10 protein-coding genes are annotated in these 15,819 nt (G+C 73.3%); 7 read left to right on the forward strand and 3 right to left on the reverse strand.

Annotation, left to right across the window (positions count from 1 at the left end; genetic code table 11):
* Positions 1 to 73 precede the first annotated feature (73 nt).
* A complete protein-coding gene (locus AC6EXY_RS02545; RefSeq protein WP_499817041.1) occupies positions 74 to 3,556 on the reverse strand; it encodes a glycosyl hydrolase in 3,483 nt (1,160 codons plus the stop codon).
* Between the two features lie 1,240 nt (positions 3,557 to 4,796).
* Between AC6EXY_RS02545 and AC6EXY_RS02550 the strand changes: the two genes are divergently transcribed.
* The 5 genes from AC6EXY_RS02550 to AC6EXY_RS02570 are packed head-to-tail and all read left to right on the forward strand — an operon-like array spanning position 4,797 to position 9,547.
* Positions 4,797 to 5,651 carry a sugar phosphate nucleotidyltransferase gene (locus AC6EXY_RS02550; protein WP_101835088.1) on the forward strand — a complete coding sequence of 285 codons (855 nt, stop codon included), beginning with the start codon at positions 4,797 to 4,799 and terminating at the stop codon, positions 5,649 to 5,651.
* A gap of 28 nt (positions 5,652 to 5,679) precedes the next feature.
* Entirely contained in the window at positions 5,680 to 7,077 is a 1,398-nt protein-coding gene (locus tag AC6EXY_RS02555; RefSeq protein WP_499817040.1) for a DUF4910 domain-containing protein, read from the forward strand.
* Positions 7,070 to 7,870: an IspD/TarI family cytidylyltransferase gene (locus AC6EXY_RS02560; protein WP_499817039.1), complete on the forward strand. Its 801-nt coding sequence runs from the start codon at positions 7,070 to 7,072 to the stop codon at positions 7,868 to 7,870. The genes AC6EXY_RS02555 and AC6EXY_RS02560 overlap by 8 nt, the downstream gene beginning before the upstream one ends.
* Entirely contained in the window at positions 7,833 to 8,759 is a 927-nt protein-coding gene (locus AC6EXY_RS02565) for a phytanoyl-CoA dioxygenase family protein (protein ID WP_101835084.1), read from the forward strand. Before AC6EXY_RS02560 ends, AC6EXY_RS02565 begins: the two co-directional genes overlap by 38 nt.
* Entirely contained in the window at positions 8,756 to 9,547 is a 792-nt protein-coding gene (locus tag AC6EXY_RS02570) for an SDR family oxidoreductase (protein ID WP_499817038.1), read from the forward strand. The genes AC6EXY_RS02565 and AC6EXY_RS02570 overlap by 4 nt, the downstream gene beginning before the upstream one ends.
* Before the next feature lie 46 nt (positions 9,548 to 9,593).
* On the opposite strand, the gene AC6EXY_RS02575 is transcribed toward AC6EXY_RS02570, so the two are convergent.
* Positions 9,594 to 10,760 carry a glycoside hydrolase family 26 protein gene (locus tag AC6EXY_RS02575; RefSeq protein WP_243408035.1) on the reverse strand — a complete coding sequence of 389 codons (1,167 nt, stop codon included), beginning with the start codon at positions 10,758 to 10,760 and terminating at the stop codon, positions 9,594 to 9,596.
* A gap of 815 nt (positions 10,761 to 11,575) precedes the next feature.
* Here AC6EXY_RS02575 and AC6EXY_RS02580 point away from each other — a divergent pair.
* Entirely contained in the window at positions 11,576 to 12,889 is a 1,314-nt protein-coding gene (locus tag AC6EXY_RS02580; RefSeq protein WP_499842282.1) for a hypothetical protein, read from the forward strand.
* Positions 12,890 to 12,947: 58 nt separating this feature from the next.
* Positions 12,948 to 13,643, forward strand: a complete 696-nt coding sequence (locus AC6EXY_RS02585) for an O-methyltransferase (protein WP_101835079.1) — start codon at positions 12,948 to 12,950, stop codon at positions 13,641 to 13,643.
* 455 nt (positions 13,644 to 14,098) lie between these two features.
* Here the strand turns inward: AC6EXY_RS02585 and AC6EXY_RS02590 are convergent, their stop codons facing one another.
* A complete protein-coding gene (locus AC6EXY_RS02590) occupies positions 14,099 to 15,664 on the reverse strand; it encodes a Wzz/FepE/Etk N-terminal domain-containing protein (RefSeq protein ID WP_499817036.1) in 1,566 nt (521 codons plus the stop codon).
* Positions 15,665 to 15,819: the final 155 nt, after the last annotated feature.

Below are 15,819 nucleotides of genomic sequence, written 5' to 3' on the forward strand. Positions count from 1 at the left end.
GGACGGCGACGCCCCGCGCGCCGTCCCAGGTCGGGAGCGCGCGGGGCGTCGGCGTGTGCGGGCCCGGGGTCCGTCAGCCCCAGAGCCGCCGGTAGACGGCGGCCGCGGCCGGATTGAGGTTCGGGCTCACCAGGGACGACCGGACGTTGTTGATCTCCGAGTCGGGGAAGTACGCCTCGTAGGCGAGGATGTCGGCGTTGTGGGTGAACGTCTCGTACATCTTCTCGACGTAGACGGGGTTGTCCCCGCCCGCCGCCCCGGCCCGTCCGGCCTTGGTGTTCTGCTGGCTGACGACGCCCCACTCGGGCACCGAGAACAGCTTGTTGTGGATCCGCGCGAAGGTGATCGCCTGGCACAGGCCCGCGTCACCGTTGCACTGGGCGTCGAAGTCGGCGTATGTCGGGCTCGCCGGGTACTGGTCGTAGCTGTCGATCCCGATGACGTCGACGTACTGGTCACCCGGATACAGATCGAACGCTCCGACCGGCGTGCTCGACCCGTGCGCGTTGAGGTTCCAGTCGATCCGGGCCTTCGGACTGGCCGCCCTGATCGCCGACGACGCGTGCCGGAAGCACTGGATCCACTGCTGCGGATCCGTCGCCGCCCAGGCGAACCACAGCCCGTTGAACTCCCAACCCAGCCGGACGAACGAGTCGCCCCGGCCCATGTTGACCAGCCAGCGTCCGAACTGCCGCCAGTGCGCGTCGTAGTCACCGGCGGCGCAGTCGGCGAGGTTGCCCTTCTCCGGCCCGGAGTCGGGGAACAGCGGCTGGGTGATGACCCAGGTACCGGAGAACCCGGCGAACGTCGACGCGCTGCCGCCCATCCACGGGCTGGTCAGCGAGTTCCAGCTGCTGCGGTCGGTGTACATGACGACCACGTCGTTCGGCCGGCCACGGAACGTCGCCCAGGTGTTCGCCTCGGCGAGGGTGTGCGCCGCTACACCGCTCGGGAACGGGCCGGTGGTCGCGGCCCGTGCCACCCGCGGGACGGTCGACGCGGGTGCCGCCGCCGCGCCGGGCGCCGCGGTGGCCCCCGGCGTCGGGCTCTGCGGCGCGACGGTGCCGGTGGCCACCGCGTCCGGATCGGCGTGCCGGGAGGGCACCAGCAGCAGGGCGGTGACCGCGACGAGCGTGAGCACGACCGCCACCGCGACCGCGATGACCGGCAGGTGCGGGACCCGGCTCGCGCCGCCCCAGTGCGCCGTGATCCACGCCGCGGCGCGGGACCGACCGGAGCCGCCGTCCGTCTCCAGCCGCGCGGCTGAGGGGGCCGGACGCGCCGTCTCCCGCAAGGCGGACCGGTCCCGTGGCGCCGACCGGTCCCGGTCGGGCCCGTCGGACCAGGACCGGTCATCCGCCCAGCTCGCACGGCTGCCCGTGCCGGACCGCCCGGCCGGCTGCCGGTCCGCGCCGCCACGGCCGCCGGTCGCCGAGCCGGCGCCGGACCCGCCGAGGCCGGAACCGGTGGAGCCGGTGCGGGTCTGGCCCGAGCGGGTGCCGCCCGAACGCGTCGCGCCGGTCCTCGTGCCCCCGGTCCGCGTGCCGGCGGTGCGGATGCCAGCCGTGCGGGTGCCCGCCGAACGCGTGGCGCCCGGACGGCCGGCCGTCCCGCGCTCCCCGGCGACCCGCCGCGGCCGGTCCGCGCCCTCGACGGGCCCCACGACGACGCGGTCGGGCCGGCTGCCCCGGCTCGTCCGCTCCCGCGGGTCGTCGGCCCGCGGCGCCCGGCCGTCCTGGTCGCGGCGACCGGCGACACGACGCCGGCCGGCCTGATCGTCGTAACCGTCCCGGTCGGCGTATCCGCCCCGCTTGTCCGGGCCGTCCCGGTTGTCATAACCGCCCCGATCGGCGCGGTCCCGGCCGCCGTCACGGCCATCTGGGTCGCGGCGGTCGCCGCGGTCCGCTCGAGGGGACCGGTCCCGCGGGTCGTCCCACCGGTCGGCGCCAGGACGGGAGGGTGGGTCGCGGTGATCCGGGCGTGGCCCCGTGCCCGGAACGCGAGCCAGCGTGCGCGTGTGATCGGCGTCGTCATCCCGACCGATGGCCGGCTGGGCGTCAGGCCGCCGGGGGTCGCGCCGGTCCAGCCCCGTGGCGGGACCGGGCCCCGTCCAGCGCAACACGCCGGTGTCGTCCATCCCCGCCGGCGTGCCCTCGGTCGGCACCGGCGGACGCCATCCCGTCCCGCCCACGGACGGCGAGCCCGCGGACGGCTGCCGCCCGGAGTGTGCCCGTTCGGACGGAGGCGGCACCGAGGGCGGGGGCGGGGGCTGCGGCGGTCGGACCGCGAGTCCCTCGGTTCCACCGCCCGCACCGTGCCGGCCGTCGATGTCGGGGGAACCACCGCGACGGGTCTGGAGCAGGGCGGTGCTCTCGTGCATCCAGTCGGGGGCGGCCGCCGGCTCGGACTGCCCGGCGGGAGCGTCCGCGCGCGCGGGCGGCTCGACGGACAGCCCGCCGCCGGCCCGTGTCACGAAGGGCGGCTGCGCGGGCGGCCAGGCGCCGGGGTCGTACAGATCACCAGGCCCGGTGCCGGGCCGTGCCGGGCTCGGCGCGGCGGGCGCGGACCGGGGACCCGGCGCGGTCGGCGGCGGGCCGGCGGCGTCGGCGCCGCTCGAGCCGGACTCCACCGACCACGGATCAGCCGGGCCGACGTACGGATCAGCCGGGCCGACGTCGGGCAGGCGCGCGTCGTGGTCACGCCCATAGGCCCCCGCGTCGAGGCGGGCCTGCGCGTCACCGACGCCCGCTTCCCCGTCCCGCGGGCCCCATGGCCAGGCCGGCCCCACGCTCGCGCCGGCATCCCGCCGCGCGTCCCCACCGACGTCGCGGCCGGCGCCGCCGTCCCGGCCCATACCGCCGTCCCGGCCCGTGCCGGTCTCCCAGCCGGTACCGGCGTCCCAGCCGGTCGCCGCGTCCCGGCCGGCGCCGGTGCTCGAACCCGCGCCGGTGGCAGGTCCCGCGCCGGCCGGCGAGGGCGTGTCGGTGCCCCGGCCCTCGTCCCATCCGGAGCTCCCGCCCCAGGCGGGGCTCCCATCCCACGCCGGACTCGCGTCCCAGCCGGGCGCGGACTCCAGGGCGGCGTCGGCGGTCCCCTGGAGGCGGGGTCCAGAAGAGGAGACGGGCTCGTCGTACCACTCGGTGGCCGCAGCGGCGGGCGGCGGAAGGTCGGCCGCGGCCCGTGCCTCGGTCACCCGGCGGGCCATCGCCGGCGGCAGCAGGACGACGGGAGGGGTGCGTCGACGAGGGGTGGGGTGCCCGGCCGCGCCGGGGTACCTCTCGTCGTCCTCGGCCTCGCCGTCCCCGGTGAACCCGGCGGGCGGCCGCTGTCCCGGGTGGCGGCCGCGCGCGGCGGCGTGGTCACCGGGCTGGCCTGGCCTCGGCGGATGGTCGTCCTCGTCGCCATGGCGGCGGCGCGGGATCCGGACCTGGCCCGGGCGCGCCTCCCACGGCGTGCCGAGGGCCTCGCCCCGGCCGCCGTCCGCGCGACCGACGTCGCCGCCGTAGTCGTCACGATCAGTGGTGGCATGGCCGGTGAGGTCACGGTGATCGGTCACGCGAGGCTGGCCGGCCCGGGGCCCACGCGCCCGGCGGCGCGGGTCCGCCTCGGGCGGGGGCTCATCCGACCAGGAGCGCTCGCGCACCCGCATCACCCCAGATCGTGCTCTGTCCCCCAACGAAACATCTCGGTGTATCCGGCGCGCAACTCTCACCAAGGGTGACAATCCCTCGATCCGCCGGATCCCTGTGGGGGTCCGTCGGCAGCGGCGGCGCCACGAGCGAGGGCTTATTCCTCACCAATCCAGCAGTGACGGACGAACCGTAACAACAACGCACGAAGAGCGATGTCGGCGGCCTCGGCCAATCACGGACAGCAACGATCATCCGCACCGGCACCAACACCCCTTCCGCTCCGTGGGCAGGCAACCGGCGACAGCCGGCGCGCCTGATCCCGCGTCAGCGCGGGACCCACCAGAAATGACGCGGACTCGGCAGCAGTCGTTGCCGTCGCCGCGAGGATCTGGCACTATCTATCGGTTGTTCGCCACGAAGGTGGGCCGCGCAGTGCCCTCGCCCCGCCAGCACGCTCGATGGCGCGCTTCCCGCCGGGCCGCCGCAGACACCGACCCGATCCATGCTAAAGGCCCTCTTTACATGCCTTGACCTGGGCAAATGTCGTTTTTCCACGAGCTCCGACCGGCCGCCGCAGGGTCGACTCCGGCACCGCCACGCGGCCGACCGGCGGCGGCGTGGCGGGAATCTCCAGGGGACGCGCCGCGAGACGCGCCCGACCAGCCGGCGCGGGACAGGGCACTCAGCGCACAGCTATCGGAAGACTACGCCGTGATACGTGCAGTGTGGGGAAACGGCGCGACGACGGCGGGATGCCCGCGCCGTCCGCCGGTGTCGCACCCGGGCCGGAACGGGTTGGAGGGACACGGACGGCGAGCTGTGGGACGTGCGGTACCGTTGCGACGGCAGTGCCGGGGGGGCGCCGATCACGGCGGTCCGTCGCCCGGTGTCCACCAGAAGACGGCGGAGGGGGATCACGCCCGCGCGCGCCTGGAACGCGGGCGAGGTAGCGACGTCCCGGCAGGTTCGGGGCGTCCTCGGGTGCGGGATCGTGCCATCCCGCGCGCCCGGGAGGCGACCGGTGGCTGTCCCCGCCGGCCCCGGCCCCCGGCATCGGTCGGCGAGTGGCGGCGGGCCGGTGTGGGTCACCCGGAATCCGCCGCGGTCCCGCGGCGACCTAAGCCGTCACGCGCCCATCCGCCACGCCGACGCCTCGACCGGGGCATGAGCACGGGAGACGCAACAGCCTTGAGCACCGACAGCCCGAAGACCACCGAGACCGTCGACCCCGCCGACATCCCCGTCGTCATCCTCTGCGGCGGCATGGGAACCCGGCTGCGGGAGGCCAGCGAGAAGCTGCCCAAGCCGCTGGTGGACATCGGCGGCAAGCCGGTGCTCTGGCACATCATGAAGACCTACGAGCATTACGGGTTCCGCAAGTTCGTGCTGTGCCTCGGCTACAAGAGCGATCTGATCAAGAACTACTTCCTGGCCTACCGCGCCCAGGTCGCCGACTTCACGCTTACGCTCTCGGACGACCACACCCCCCGCTTCCACAACGCCGTCGGCGACGAGAGGTGGGAGGTCACCTTCGCGGAGACCGGCCTGCTCACCGGCACCGGCGCCCGTCTGCGCCGGGTCGCCCAGTACCTGGACGGCCCCCGCTTCATGCTCACCTACGGCGACGGCGTCGGCGCGGTGGATGTGCGCGCGGTGCTGGACGACCACGTGGCGTCGGGCCGCATCGGGACGGTGACGGGCGTGCGCCCGTCGAGCCGCTACGGCGAGCTGGAGACCGAGGGCGGCAAGGTCACCCTGTTCGCCGAGAAGCCGCCGCAGACCGGCTGGGTGAGCGGCGGTTACTTCGTCTTCGAGCGCGAGTTCATCGACAAGTACCTCGACGACGACCCGGCCCTGCTGCTCGAGCGCGCCCCGCTGCAGACGCTGGCCCGCGACAGCGAGCTCACCCTGCACACCCACGACGGGTTCTGGATGGGCATGGACACCTTCCGCGACTGGACCGAGCTCAACCAGCTGTGGGACTCCGGCTCCGCGCCGTGGCGGGTGTGGGCGGACTGACCGTCCCGACGACGCCCCCACGACGACGATGACCGCATCCCCCGCCGTGCCGCCGGCGGCCGACGACACCGGCCGCTGGCTGCACGACCTGGTCGCCGACCTGCTCCCGCCGATGCGCAGCATCACCGGCGAGGGCGTGCGCACCACGCTGCGCACCGTCGCCCGCGCGCTCGGCCCTGGCGTCCCGTTCACCGTGCATGAGGTGCCCAGCGGCACCCCGGTCCTGGACTGGACGGTCCCCCGGGAGTGGAACGTCACCTCGGCCCGGCTGATCGGTCCGGACGGCAGGACCGTCGTCGACGCGGCCGACAACCCGCTGCACCTGCTGGGTTACAGCACCCCGCTGCACGCACGGATGAGCCTCGACGAGCTGCGCCCGCACCTGTTCTCGATGCCCGACCGGCCGGACTGGGTGCCCTACCGGACGTCGTACTACAACGAGAACTGGGGCTTCTGCCTGACCGACCGGCAGCTCGCCGCGCTGCCCGACGGCGAGTACGAGGTCGAGATCGACACGACGCTCGACGACGGCGGCTCGCTCACCTACGGCGAGATCGTGCTGCCCGGCGAGACGGACGACGAGTTCCTGATCACGACGCACACCTGCCATCCGGCGATGGCCAACGACAACTGCTCGGGCATCGCCGTCGCGGCCCTGCTCGCGCGGACGCTGGCCGCCACCGAGCGGCGCCGGCACACGTTCCGGCTGCTGTTCATCCCGGGCACGATCGGCTCGATCACGTGGCTCGCCGGGCACCGGGCCGACGTCGGCCGCGTCCGCCACGGCCTGGTGCTCACCGGCCTCGGCGACCGGTCCGACCTGACCTACAAGCGCAGCCGGCGCGGTGCCGCCACCGTCGACCGGGCCGCCGCCGTCGCCCTCACCGAGACGGGACGGCCCCACCGGGTCGTCGACTTCTCGCCCTACGGCTACGACGAGCGGCAGTTCTGCTCGCCCGGCTTCGACCTGCCGGTCGGCCGCCTCGGCCGGGGCCAGCACGGCGAGTACCCGCAGTACCACACCAGCGCGGACGACCTGGACTTCGTCACGCCGGAGTCGCTCGCCGACTCCTACGCCCTGCTGCGCCGGATCGTCGAGATCTGCGAGCGCAACCGCACCTGGCGCAACACCGCACCCTACGGCGAGCCGCAGCTCGGCCGGCGCGGCCTGTACCGGGCCATCGGGGCGACGATGAACCGCCAGGCCGTCGAGATGGCGCTGCTGTGGGTGCTCAACCTCGCCGACGGCACGCGCAGCCTGCTCGACATCGCCGAGCGCGCCGACCTGCCGTTCGACACCGTCGCCGAGGCCGCGGACGCGCTGGCCGGTGTCGACCTGCTCGCCGACGAGTCCGCGGGTCCTGCCGGTGTTGGTGTTGGTGCCGGTGTTGGTGCCGGTGTCGGCGGCGGGGCGTCCGGTGGCTGAGCCGGCGTCCCTCGGGCCGGTCTGGACGATCGTGCTCGCGGCCGGGGGCGGCACCCGCTTCGGCGGGCGCAAGCAGTTCTTCGACCTCGGCGGCGAGCCGCTCGTCGCCCATCCCGTCGCCGCCGCGTCCCCGGCCAGCGACGGCATCGTCGTCGTCACTCCGGCCGTGGCCGACGTCACCCCAGCCGTGGCCGAGCAGGCCGCCGGCGGGGCCGCGGGACGGGCGTATCACGCGACCTGGACGCCACCGCCCGGCGTGCGGATCGTCGACGGCGGGGCGACGCGGGCGCAGTCCGTCCGCGCGGGGCTCGCCGGCGTCCCGCTGGACGCCGGGATCATCGTCATCACCGACGCCGCGCACCCGCTGGCGACCGCGGCGCTGTACCGGCGGGTCGTCGACGAGGTCCGCGCCGGCGCCGACGCCGCCGTGCCGGGCCTGCAGCTGACGGAGGTCGTCAAGCAGGCGCGCCCGGTCGCCGGCCCGGGTGGGGCGGGCGCGCGGCTCGTCGCCGGCGCCTCGCTGGCCCGGGAGGAGCACCGGCTGGTGCAGACCCCGCATGCCTTCCGCGCCGACCTGCTGCGGGCCGCGCACGCGCGGGCGGACGAGGCGGTGGAGGACTCGGCGATGGTGGCGGCGGCCGGCGGCCAGGTCGTCATCGTCCCCGGCGAACCCGCCAACATCCATGTCACCACGCCGGACGAACTCGCCATGGCCCGGCTGCTGCTCACCCACGTACGTTCCGGAGGGGAACACGATGAGTTCGGTGCTGGTCGAGTCCACGCTGTCCGATGACGAGCGCAGGGCCAAGCTCTACCAGGGCGATCTGTTCGTCTACGCGCCGAAGCCGGCGACCCGCGAGTTCGTCGAGTTCAGCCGGGCGCTGATCCGCGACGCGTTCGGCGACCTCGACCCGGAGACCGCCCAGTACCACATGCCGGTCGAGGACTACGCGGCGCTGCTCGCCGAGCTCAAGCCGCGGTTCATCCACCACCCGACCTGCAAGGAGCTGCTGCCGGCGATCCTCGCCGAGCACGGCGCCGACCCGTCGAAGACCTACTTCGACGTGCCCCGGCTGCGGACGTCCACCTCGGACGACTACCTGACCTCCGGCATCGCCTACGCCTTCCACCCGCACCGCGACACCTGGTACTCCGCGCCGTTCTGCCAGCTCAACTGGTGGATGCCGATCTTCGACATCGTCCCGGAGAACGGCCTGGCCTTCCACCCGCGGTACTTCTCGCAGCCCGTGCGCAACGGCTCGCGCGACTACGACTACTACGAGTGGAACGCGAAGAACCGCGCTAGCGCCGCGAAGCACATCAGGTCCGACACCCGCAAGCAGCCGAAGCCCGAGGAGGAAGTGGAGATCTTCCCGCAGACCCGGGTGGTCGCGCCGTCCGGCGGCATGCTGATCTTCTCGGCGGCGCAGCTGCACTCCTCGGTGCCGAACAACTCCGGCCGCACCCGGTTCAGCATGGACTTCCGCACCGTCCACCTCGACGACGTCGTGAACCACGTCGGCGCCCCGAACGTCGACTCCGAGTGCACCGGCACGACGATGCGCGACTACCTGCGCGGCACCGACCTCAGCCGGATCGACGAGGAGACCTGCCTCAGCTACGACACCGCCCCGCCGCGCGAGGACGCGGTCCTGGTGTTCTCCCACTCCACCTCGGCATGACGCCGCCGGCTGACGCGACGCCGCCGGCCACGGCCGCTGCCGGCTCCGACGCGGTGACGCTCGCCGGGCATGTCGCCGTCGTGACGGGTGCGTCCAGCGGCATCGGACGCGCCACCGCGCTGCGCCTCGCCGCCGCCGGCGCGACGGTGCTCGCGCTCGGCCGGGACCAGGCCCGTCTCGACGACGTCGCCAAGCAGGCCACCGGCCCCGGCGACCTGGTGCCGGTGCGGCTCGACCTCACCGACGACGAGGCGCGCACCACCTTCGCCGCCGAGGTCCTCGCCCGCCACGGCCGGGTCGACCATCTGGTGCACAGCGCCGGGGCCTACGGCAGCGCCCGGGTCGACGACGCGACGATCGCCGACCTGGACGCGCAGTACGCGGCGAACGTGCGGGCCCCGTACGCGCTCACCCAGGGGCTGCTGCCGGCGCTGCGGGTCGCCGGGGCCGACGGCGGCGCCGACATCGTCGTCGTGAACTCGACCCAGGGGGTGCGGGCCGGCGCCGGCACCAGCCAGTTCGCCGCCACCCAGCACGCCATGCGCGGCTTCGCCGACAGCCTCCGCCAGGAGATCAACGCCGACGGCGTCCGCGTCGCCACCATCCACCTCGGCCGCACGGCGACACCGCGACAGGAGACGATCTACGCCCGCGAGGGCCGTGCGTACGCGCCGGAGCTGCTCATCCAGGCCGACGACGTCGCCGGCCTGATCGCCTACCTGCTCCACCTGCCGGCGACCGCGGAGGTCACCGAGCTGCACCTGCGTCCCGCGAAGAAGAGCTACTGACCTCGCTCCCGGCGCCGCCCGCGCCGCTACCTCGCCGCCACGGCGATCAGCGGCCCGCGGCGCCGGGTACGGCGGCGCCGGGTACGGCGGCGCCGAAGAGCTCGCGGTAACGATCGGCGGCGCGCGGGTTGCTCGGCGGGTCGACCAGGGCGGACTGGACGTTGCCCGCGTCGGTCGCGGTGAAGTACGCCTCGTAGGCGAGGTTCGCCCGGTTGGCGGCGAACAGCTCGTACATCTTCTGGACGAAGTACGGGTTGTCGCCGCCGCCGCCCGCCGAGCGCACGACGCCCCACTCCGGTACGGCGAACCGCTTGCCGTGCTCACGGGCGAAGCGGGCGATCGTGCAGGCCCCCGAGGACTGGTCGCACTGCCGGTCGAACGTCTCCTGGGTGAACGAGGGCGGGTAGGAGTCGTAGGCGTCGACGCTGACGACGTCGACGAACTGGTCGCCGGGGTAGGCGGCCCAGATGCTGTCGCCGTTCGGCATCGCGTCCCGGTGCGCGGAGATGTTCCAGTCGACGCGCACCGCGGGCGCCGTCCGGCGCAGCGCGGTCACCTCCCGCTGGAAACAGGTCCGCCAGGTGGCGGTGTCGCGCGGATACCACCAGAACCAGTTGCCGTTGAACTCCCAGCCGAGCCGGACGTAGGCGTCGCCACGCCCGCTACGCACCAGAGTCCGGCCGAACGTCTCCCAGTAACCGTCGTAGTCGCCGCGGGCGCAGGCGGCCTCGTTGCCGCTCTGCGGGAACAGCGGCTGGGCGATCGAGACCTGGCCGGGATAGCTGGCCGGACGCAGCTGGGACAGCGGCCAGTCGGACGCGGCGATCGACTGCCAGCTGTCCCGGATGGTGAAGACGACGGCGATGTCGGTGCGCCGACCGGTCCAGCGTTCCCAGGTGGCCAGGTCGTGCGGCGGGTTGGCGTTCGCCCCGGAGGGCCAGGACACGCCGGCCTCGGGCGCCGCCGGGCTGGCGGCGGCCGTCGGTGGGTGGCCGGCGGTCGCCGTCGGGCCGTCGGGCCGGCCCTGGTCACTGCTGCCCTGGTCACGCAGCACCGTCAGCCCGAGCGTCCCGAGCGCCACCGCGAGGACGATGGCGAACCCGGTCAGCGCGAGGAGCCGGCCGCGGCGCGTGCGCGGCCGCCGTCTCCGCGGCGGCGGCCCGCTCGGCCAGGCCCGGTCTCCGAAGCCACTCGACGCGGCCCCGGCACGCATCCGCCGGATCGGCTCCGTCCCCGGACCCGTTCTCGCCGTCGCCGTCCCCGTACCCGTCGTCCCGCTCGCCCTGACAGTCCCGCTTGCCCTGATGGTCCCGCTTGCCCTGACAGACGCGTTCGCCGTCGGAGGCGCTGGCCTGGACCGCGAGGCCGCCGCAGAAGACGGCTCGGGGCCCGTGGACGCGCCAGAGTCCACGGACCCCGAGGTCCGCAAGCCCGCCAGCGGCACCGTGCCGACATCCGCGGCACCAGCACCGGACCCGTCGGGCCCGTCATCCCCCGGCATCACTGTCACCGCCCGCCTCGGCCAGCCATCGGGCTACCGGGCATCGGCACACTGCCGGGGTAGCGCACGCTACACCTCCCGAGCGAGCCGGATCGTCCGGAGTCGTCAGAATGACCGGAATGTTGCTTCCAGGTAGTGGACCCGACACCCTGACGACAACGGAAGAACCAGAATCAGCCACCGGAATCCGGCGCTCTCACCGAAGGGGACGTGGGCCATCGGCGCAAAGTTCCCGCGCCCGGATGTCACTCCGGCCGACGGCACCCCGGCGACGCCTTCATTATTGACCCGATGACGCATGGTGCACGGAAGGCACCCCGAATCGACTCCGAACAGTGACGTCCGACTGACCCTATGCCCAAGGTAATGACGGGACGACCGGCTTGTCGGTCACCGTACGGCCGCCCGTTACACTGGGCCGGCGGCGCCGCCGATCCGATCCGGCGCCGGGAGCCCGCCAGCCAGGAACGGGGGACGGGATACCCGTGGTCACCACCACCCTCACGACCAGGATTCCACGGTCGTGGGTGATCCCGACCCAGGAGGCGGGCAGCGGCCGCACGGCGAACGACGCCACTCTGCGGCTGCTCACGATCCTGCTCTTCTTCGAGATCTTCTTCCAGCGGATCGCGCTGCCCGTGGGCGGCTCGCAGGTCCAGGTGATCCTGCCGATCACCTACGTCATCGTGTTCCTGATGCTGCGCCGCGGCCTGCTGTCGCGGAACAACAGCCGGATGACGGGCTATCTGGTCGCGATGACGGCGTGCGCGCTGTCCGGCCTCGCGTCCTTCCTGCGGCAGAAGGACGACACGTCCGTCACCTCGCTGTTGCTGCTGCTGGCGACGTACGTGCCGTTCGTCTACGGCCTGCGCCCGCCGGACGCCCGGGCGATCCTTCCCCGGCTGCTCGACCGGTTCCTCATCATGATCACGGTGCTGGCGGGGATGGCGCTGTTCCAGTTCGCCAGCCAGCTCGTCGGTGTGCCGTACACGGATGTCGTGAAGGACGTCGTTCCGTCGCAGTTCCTGATGCACGGGTTCAACACGTCCTACCCGGTCCAGTACGGATCGTCGCTCTACAAGTCGAACGCCTTCGTCTGCCTGGAGGCGTCGTTCTGCTCGCAGTTCCTCGGGTTCGGAATCGTGGTCTGCGTACTGCGTAACGGCGGCTGGTGGCGGCTCGTCATGTTCATCCTGGCGATCCTGAGCACGGTCTCCGGCACCGGCGTCCTGCTGCTCGCCGGCGCCGGCGTGCTGCTCGCGGTGCACAAGGGCGCGAAGTTCGCCCTGAGCGCGTTGCTCGGGGTCAGCCTGATCGTCCTGATCATCAGCTTCACCCCCGCGTCGAGCATTTTCGCCGCCCGCGCCACGGAGACGTCCTCGTCCACCTCCAGCGGCAGCCTGCGCTTCGTACAGCCGTATCAGCGCACCTGGGACGCGCTGGGCAAGGATCCGGCGACGGTCGTCTTCGGCTCCGGCCCGGGCTTCGCCGACCGCGACGCGACGGCCTTCTTCAACCGCACCGGCCTGCCACTGAACTACGCCCTCGTGCCGAAGCTGGTACTGGAGTACGGCGTGCTCGGCACGGTGACGTTCCTCAGCTTCATCGTGACCATGTTCGTGCGCGGCTCGCAGTCGTTCGTGCTCTCAGGGTCAGTGATCCTCTTCTATACTGTGCTGTCCGGCGGTCTGCTGGCGCCGGTGGTCACCGGGCTCGGCCTGCTCCTCGTCGCCTGGTTCACGGTGACGCCGGAGGACGCCCAGCACTATCCGGACGACGCGGGACCACCCGCACCGCTGCCGCCCACCCCCTCGCAACGCAAGTCCTTCGCGGCCATCTGAGCGCGGTCTCCCCCGGTCGGCCGGCAGGGATCGCCTCCTCGGCGAAAGGTGCGTATCGATGAGCAACCCGGCGGATCAGTGGGCGACCGTCGACGACTATCTCGTTCGTGCCGTGGTCGATGAGGACGACGCGCTGCGCGCCGCCCGCACCGCGAGCCAGGCCGCCGGCCTGCCGTCGATCGAGGTGACGGCCAACCAGGGCGCCCTGCTGTCGCTGTTCGTCCGGATGGTCGGCGGCCGGCGGGTGCTGGAGGTCGGCACCCTCGGCGGCTACTCGACGATCTGGCTGGCCCGCGGCGCGGGTCCCGACGGCCACGTCGTGACCCTGGAGCTCGAGCCGCACCACGCTCAGGTCGCCCGCCAGAACCTCGACAACGCCGGCGTCGGCGACCGGGTCGAGATCGTCGTCGGCCCCGCCGCGGACACCCTGGACGCGCTCGTCGCCGCCGGCAACACCGACCCGTTCGACCTGGTCTTCCTCGACGCGGACAAGCAGAACAACGCCCGCTACCTGCGCGCCGCCCTCAGCCTCACCCGCCCAGGCAGCGCCATCGTCGTCGACAACGTCGTCCGCGCCGGCGCGGTCGCCGACCCCGCAGCCGCGGACGACCGCGCCCAGGGCAGCCGCGAGCTCCTCGACCTCGTCCGCGCCGAGCCCCGCCTGACCGCCACCGCGCTGCAGACCGTCGGCTCCAAAGGCTGGGACGGCTTCGTCCTCGCCGTCGTGAACCAGGGTCGCGCCTTGCAGTTGTGATCTGCGTTCGTGATCTTCGCGGCCGCTGTCGCGCCGCCGGCTTCGTGGCAGCGTTTTGGCAACGTAACGGCAGCCCGTGTCGCGAACTGGGGGACAAAGCGGACACAAAACGCGGAGTTCGCGACACGACGCCGCCCTCCCCCGCATGTCCTTCCCACCCACGGGTAGTCGGCCCCACGCGCGGCCCACGGGTAGACGCCGAACATGGCCCAGCCGATCCTCCGCACCACCGCACCGCGCCTCCCCCAGGTCGGCCGGGCGGGAGAGGGTGTGGCGGGCGGGGCTGGGGACGTGGGGGGGTGGCCGGGGGGCCGGTACAACGGCGCGGCTGCGGCCTGGAGCGGGGGTCACGGAAAGCGGAACGGCCCCGCTCGGGGGCGTGAGGACGCCTGGGAGCGGGGCCGTTCGGGGTTCTCAGCGGTGCGGTGCGGCTGGCCGGCCGGTGAGGGCTGGGGTCAGCGGGCGGGGCGGGCGTAGCGGTCGGTGGGCTCGGCGTCCACAGGGCCGCCGCGCTTGGGCGGGCCGCTGCCGTTGTCGGGGCCGACCTGCGAGCTCGAGGTGATGGCCTCGACGGAGTTGCGGCGCTCGGGGGTGGCGGCGGTAACCCTGCGGATGCCGGTGCGGCCGTCGTGGACGACGCCGACAACCCGTTCCGCGAGGGCCGGCCAGTCCCGCGGGACCTGCTCCAGCTCCTTGAGGTGCGTCTCCGGCGAGGTGATGACGACCACCGCGTCGGCCTGGATCGCCGAGGCGGCGGTCATCGGCAGCTCGGCGAGTGCCGAGGTGACGAGGATGACCAGGTCGACGACGGGCGCGCGGTCGGCCAGGATCGGCGCGAGACCGCCGGGGCGAGCCGCCCGGGCAGGCGAGACGCGGTTGTAGAGGATGTGGCCGCGGCCGGTGCCGGACGAGCGGGCCAGGCAGGTCGGCTCATGCGCCCAGCGGGGCAGCTCCCCGGAGGTCGCCCGCGGCAGGCCCTCCAGCGACGCCCGCACCTCCGACGACGGCGAGGTGTCGAGGATGAGCACGACACCCTGGTCGTCCGACCAGGCGGCGGCGACGGAGGCGACCAGGTCGGCCGTCAGGTCCCCGCGCGAGGCCGGGGTGAAAGCGACCACCTTGCTCGTCGGCGACATCACCGCCGACATCGCCGAGACCAGCGTCTCCGCCGCGCTCGCGGTGGTGCGCCCCGGCTCCAGGGCGGCGATCAGCGGCACGCCGAGAGTGTCGGACGGGTTGTGCGGGTCCAGGATCGTCGGCCGACGCTGGTACATGATCCAGACCGCCGCGATCGACCCGAGCAGACCCACGATCACCGCGACAAGCACGTTGCGCAGCAGGCTCGACCCGCCCTGACCGTCCGCGACCGGCGGCTCAGCCAGCTTGATGGCAGTGCTGCTCGTCGCCTGTGCGGTCTGAGCGGCACCAATCTGCTTGTTGAGGTCGCTGAGCTGCTGTGTACGGCTCGCGGCGTTCGGGTCGGCGCCCTGACCCGCCGCGGCGGCCTCCGTCATGAGCCTGATGCGCAGGTCGGTGAGCGCTTTGATCGAATCCGGGCTGTTCGGCCCGTAGTTGGTCAGAAGCGTCCCGTAGGCCTTCTCCGCCGCCGTGACCAGGTTGACCGCGGCCTCCTGGCTCGGGCCCTTGCCCTTGAAGGTGAAGAAGTAGCCAGAGTCGGACGGTGAGGTGCTCAGCCGGCTCGAGACGTCCGAGTCGGTCAACTTGAGGTTCTTCGCGATCTCGGCGATGGCGGCCGACGACTGGGCGAACTGCGCCTGCGTCTGGACGTACCGGACGGCGTCCACAGAGGTGGCGCCCAGGGTGTTGGAGTCCGTCGAGAGGAAGACCCGGGCGGTCGCCGTATACGTGGCGGACTGCGCCTTCGAGTAGATGGCCGCGAGCGCCGCGAAGATCACGACCACGATGCCGATGATGAGCAGCCGCGGCTTTATGATCTTGAACAGGGATGGCGCGGACGGAGCCCGGTTGGTCTCGCCACCCGCCTGTGCGTTGCGGCTCATGACGCCCCCGCCCCGGACTCAGGACGGGCGGACCGGGCCCGCACGCGGATCGGAGAGCCGGTCGCGGTGCGCACCGACACCTCCAGCAGGACGTGAAGCGGACTCAATGTAGCCCCCCACAGGAGCATCCGGCCGGATTGCCGGCCCCAGCAGCT

This window comes from Frankia sp. RB5, assembly GCF_059816245.1.

What these genes read in the sequence shown, in the direction of transcription:
- AC6EXY_RS02570 (WP_499817038.1), top strand. Translation starts at nt 8,756, where the DNA reads ATGACGCCGCCGGCTGACGCGACGCCGCCGGCCACGGCCGCTGCCGGC.
- AC6EXY_RS02565 (WP_101835084.1), top strand. Translation starts at nt 7,833, where the DNA reads ATGAGTTCGGTGCTGGTCGAGTCCACGCTGTCCGATGACGAGCGCAGG.
- AC6EXY_RS02590 (WP_499817036.1), bottom strand. Translation starts at nt 15,664, where the DNA reads ATGAGCCGCAACGCACAGGCGGGTGGCGAGACCAACCGGGCTCCGTCC.
- AC6EXY_RS02585 (WP_101835079.1), top strand. Translation starts at nt 12,948, where the DNA reads ATGAGCAACCCGGCGGATCAGTGGGCGACCGTCGACGACTATCTCGTT.
- AC6EXY_RS02575 (WP_243408035.1), bottom strand. Translation starts at nt 10,760, where the DNA reads ATGCGTGCCGGGGCCGCGTCGAGTGGCTTCGGAGACCGGGCCTGGCCG.
- AC6EXY_RS02550 (WP_101835088.1), top strand. Translation starts at nt 4,797, where the DNA reads ATGAGCACGGGAGACGCAACAGCCTTGAGCACCGACAGCCCGAAGACC.
- AC6EXY_RS02555 (WP_499817040.1), top strand. Translation starts at nt 5,680, where the DNA reads ATGACCGCATCCCCCGCCGTGCCGCCGGCGGCCGACGACACCGGCCGC.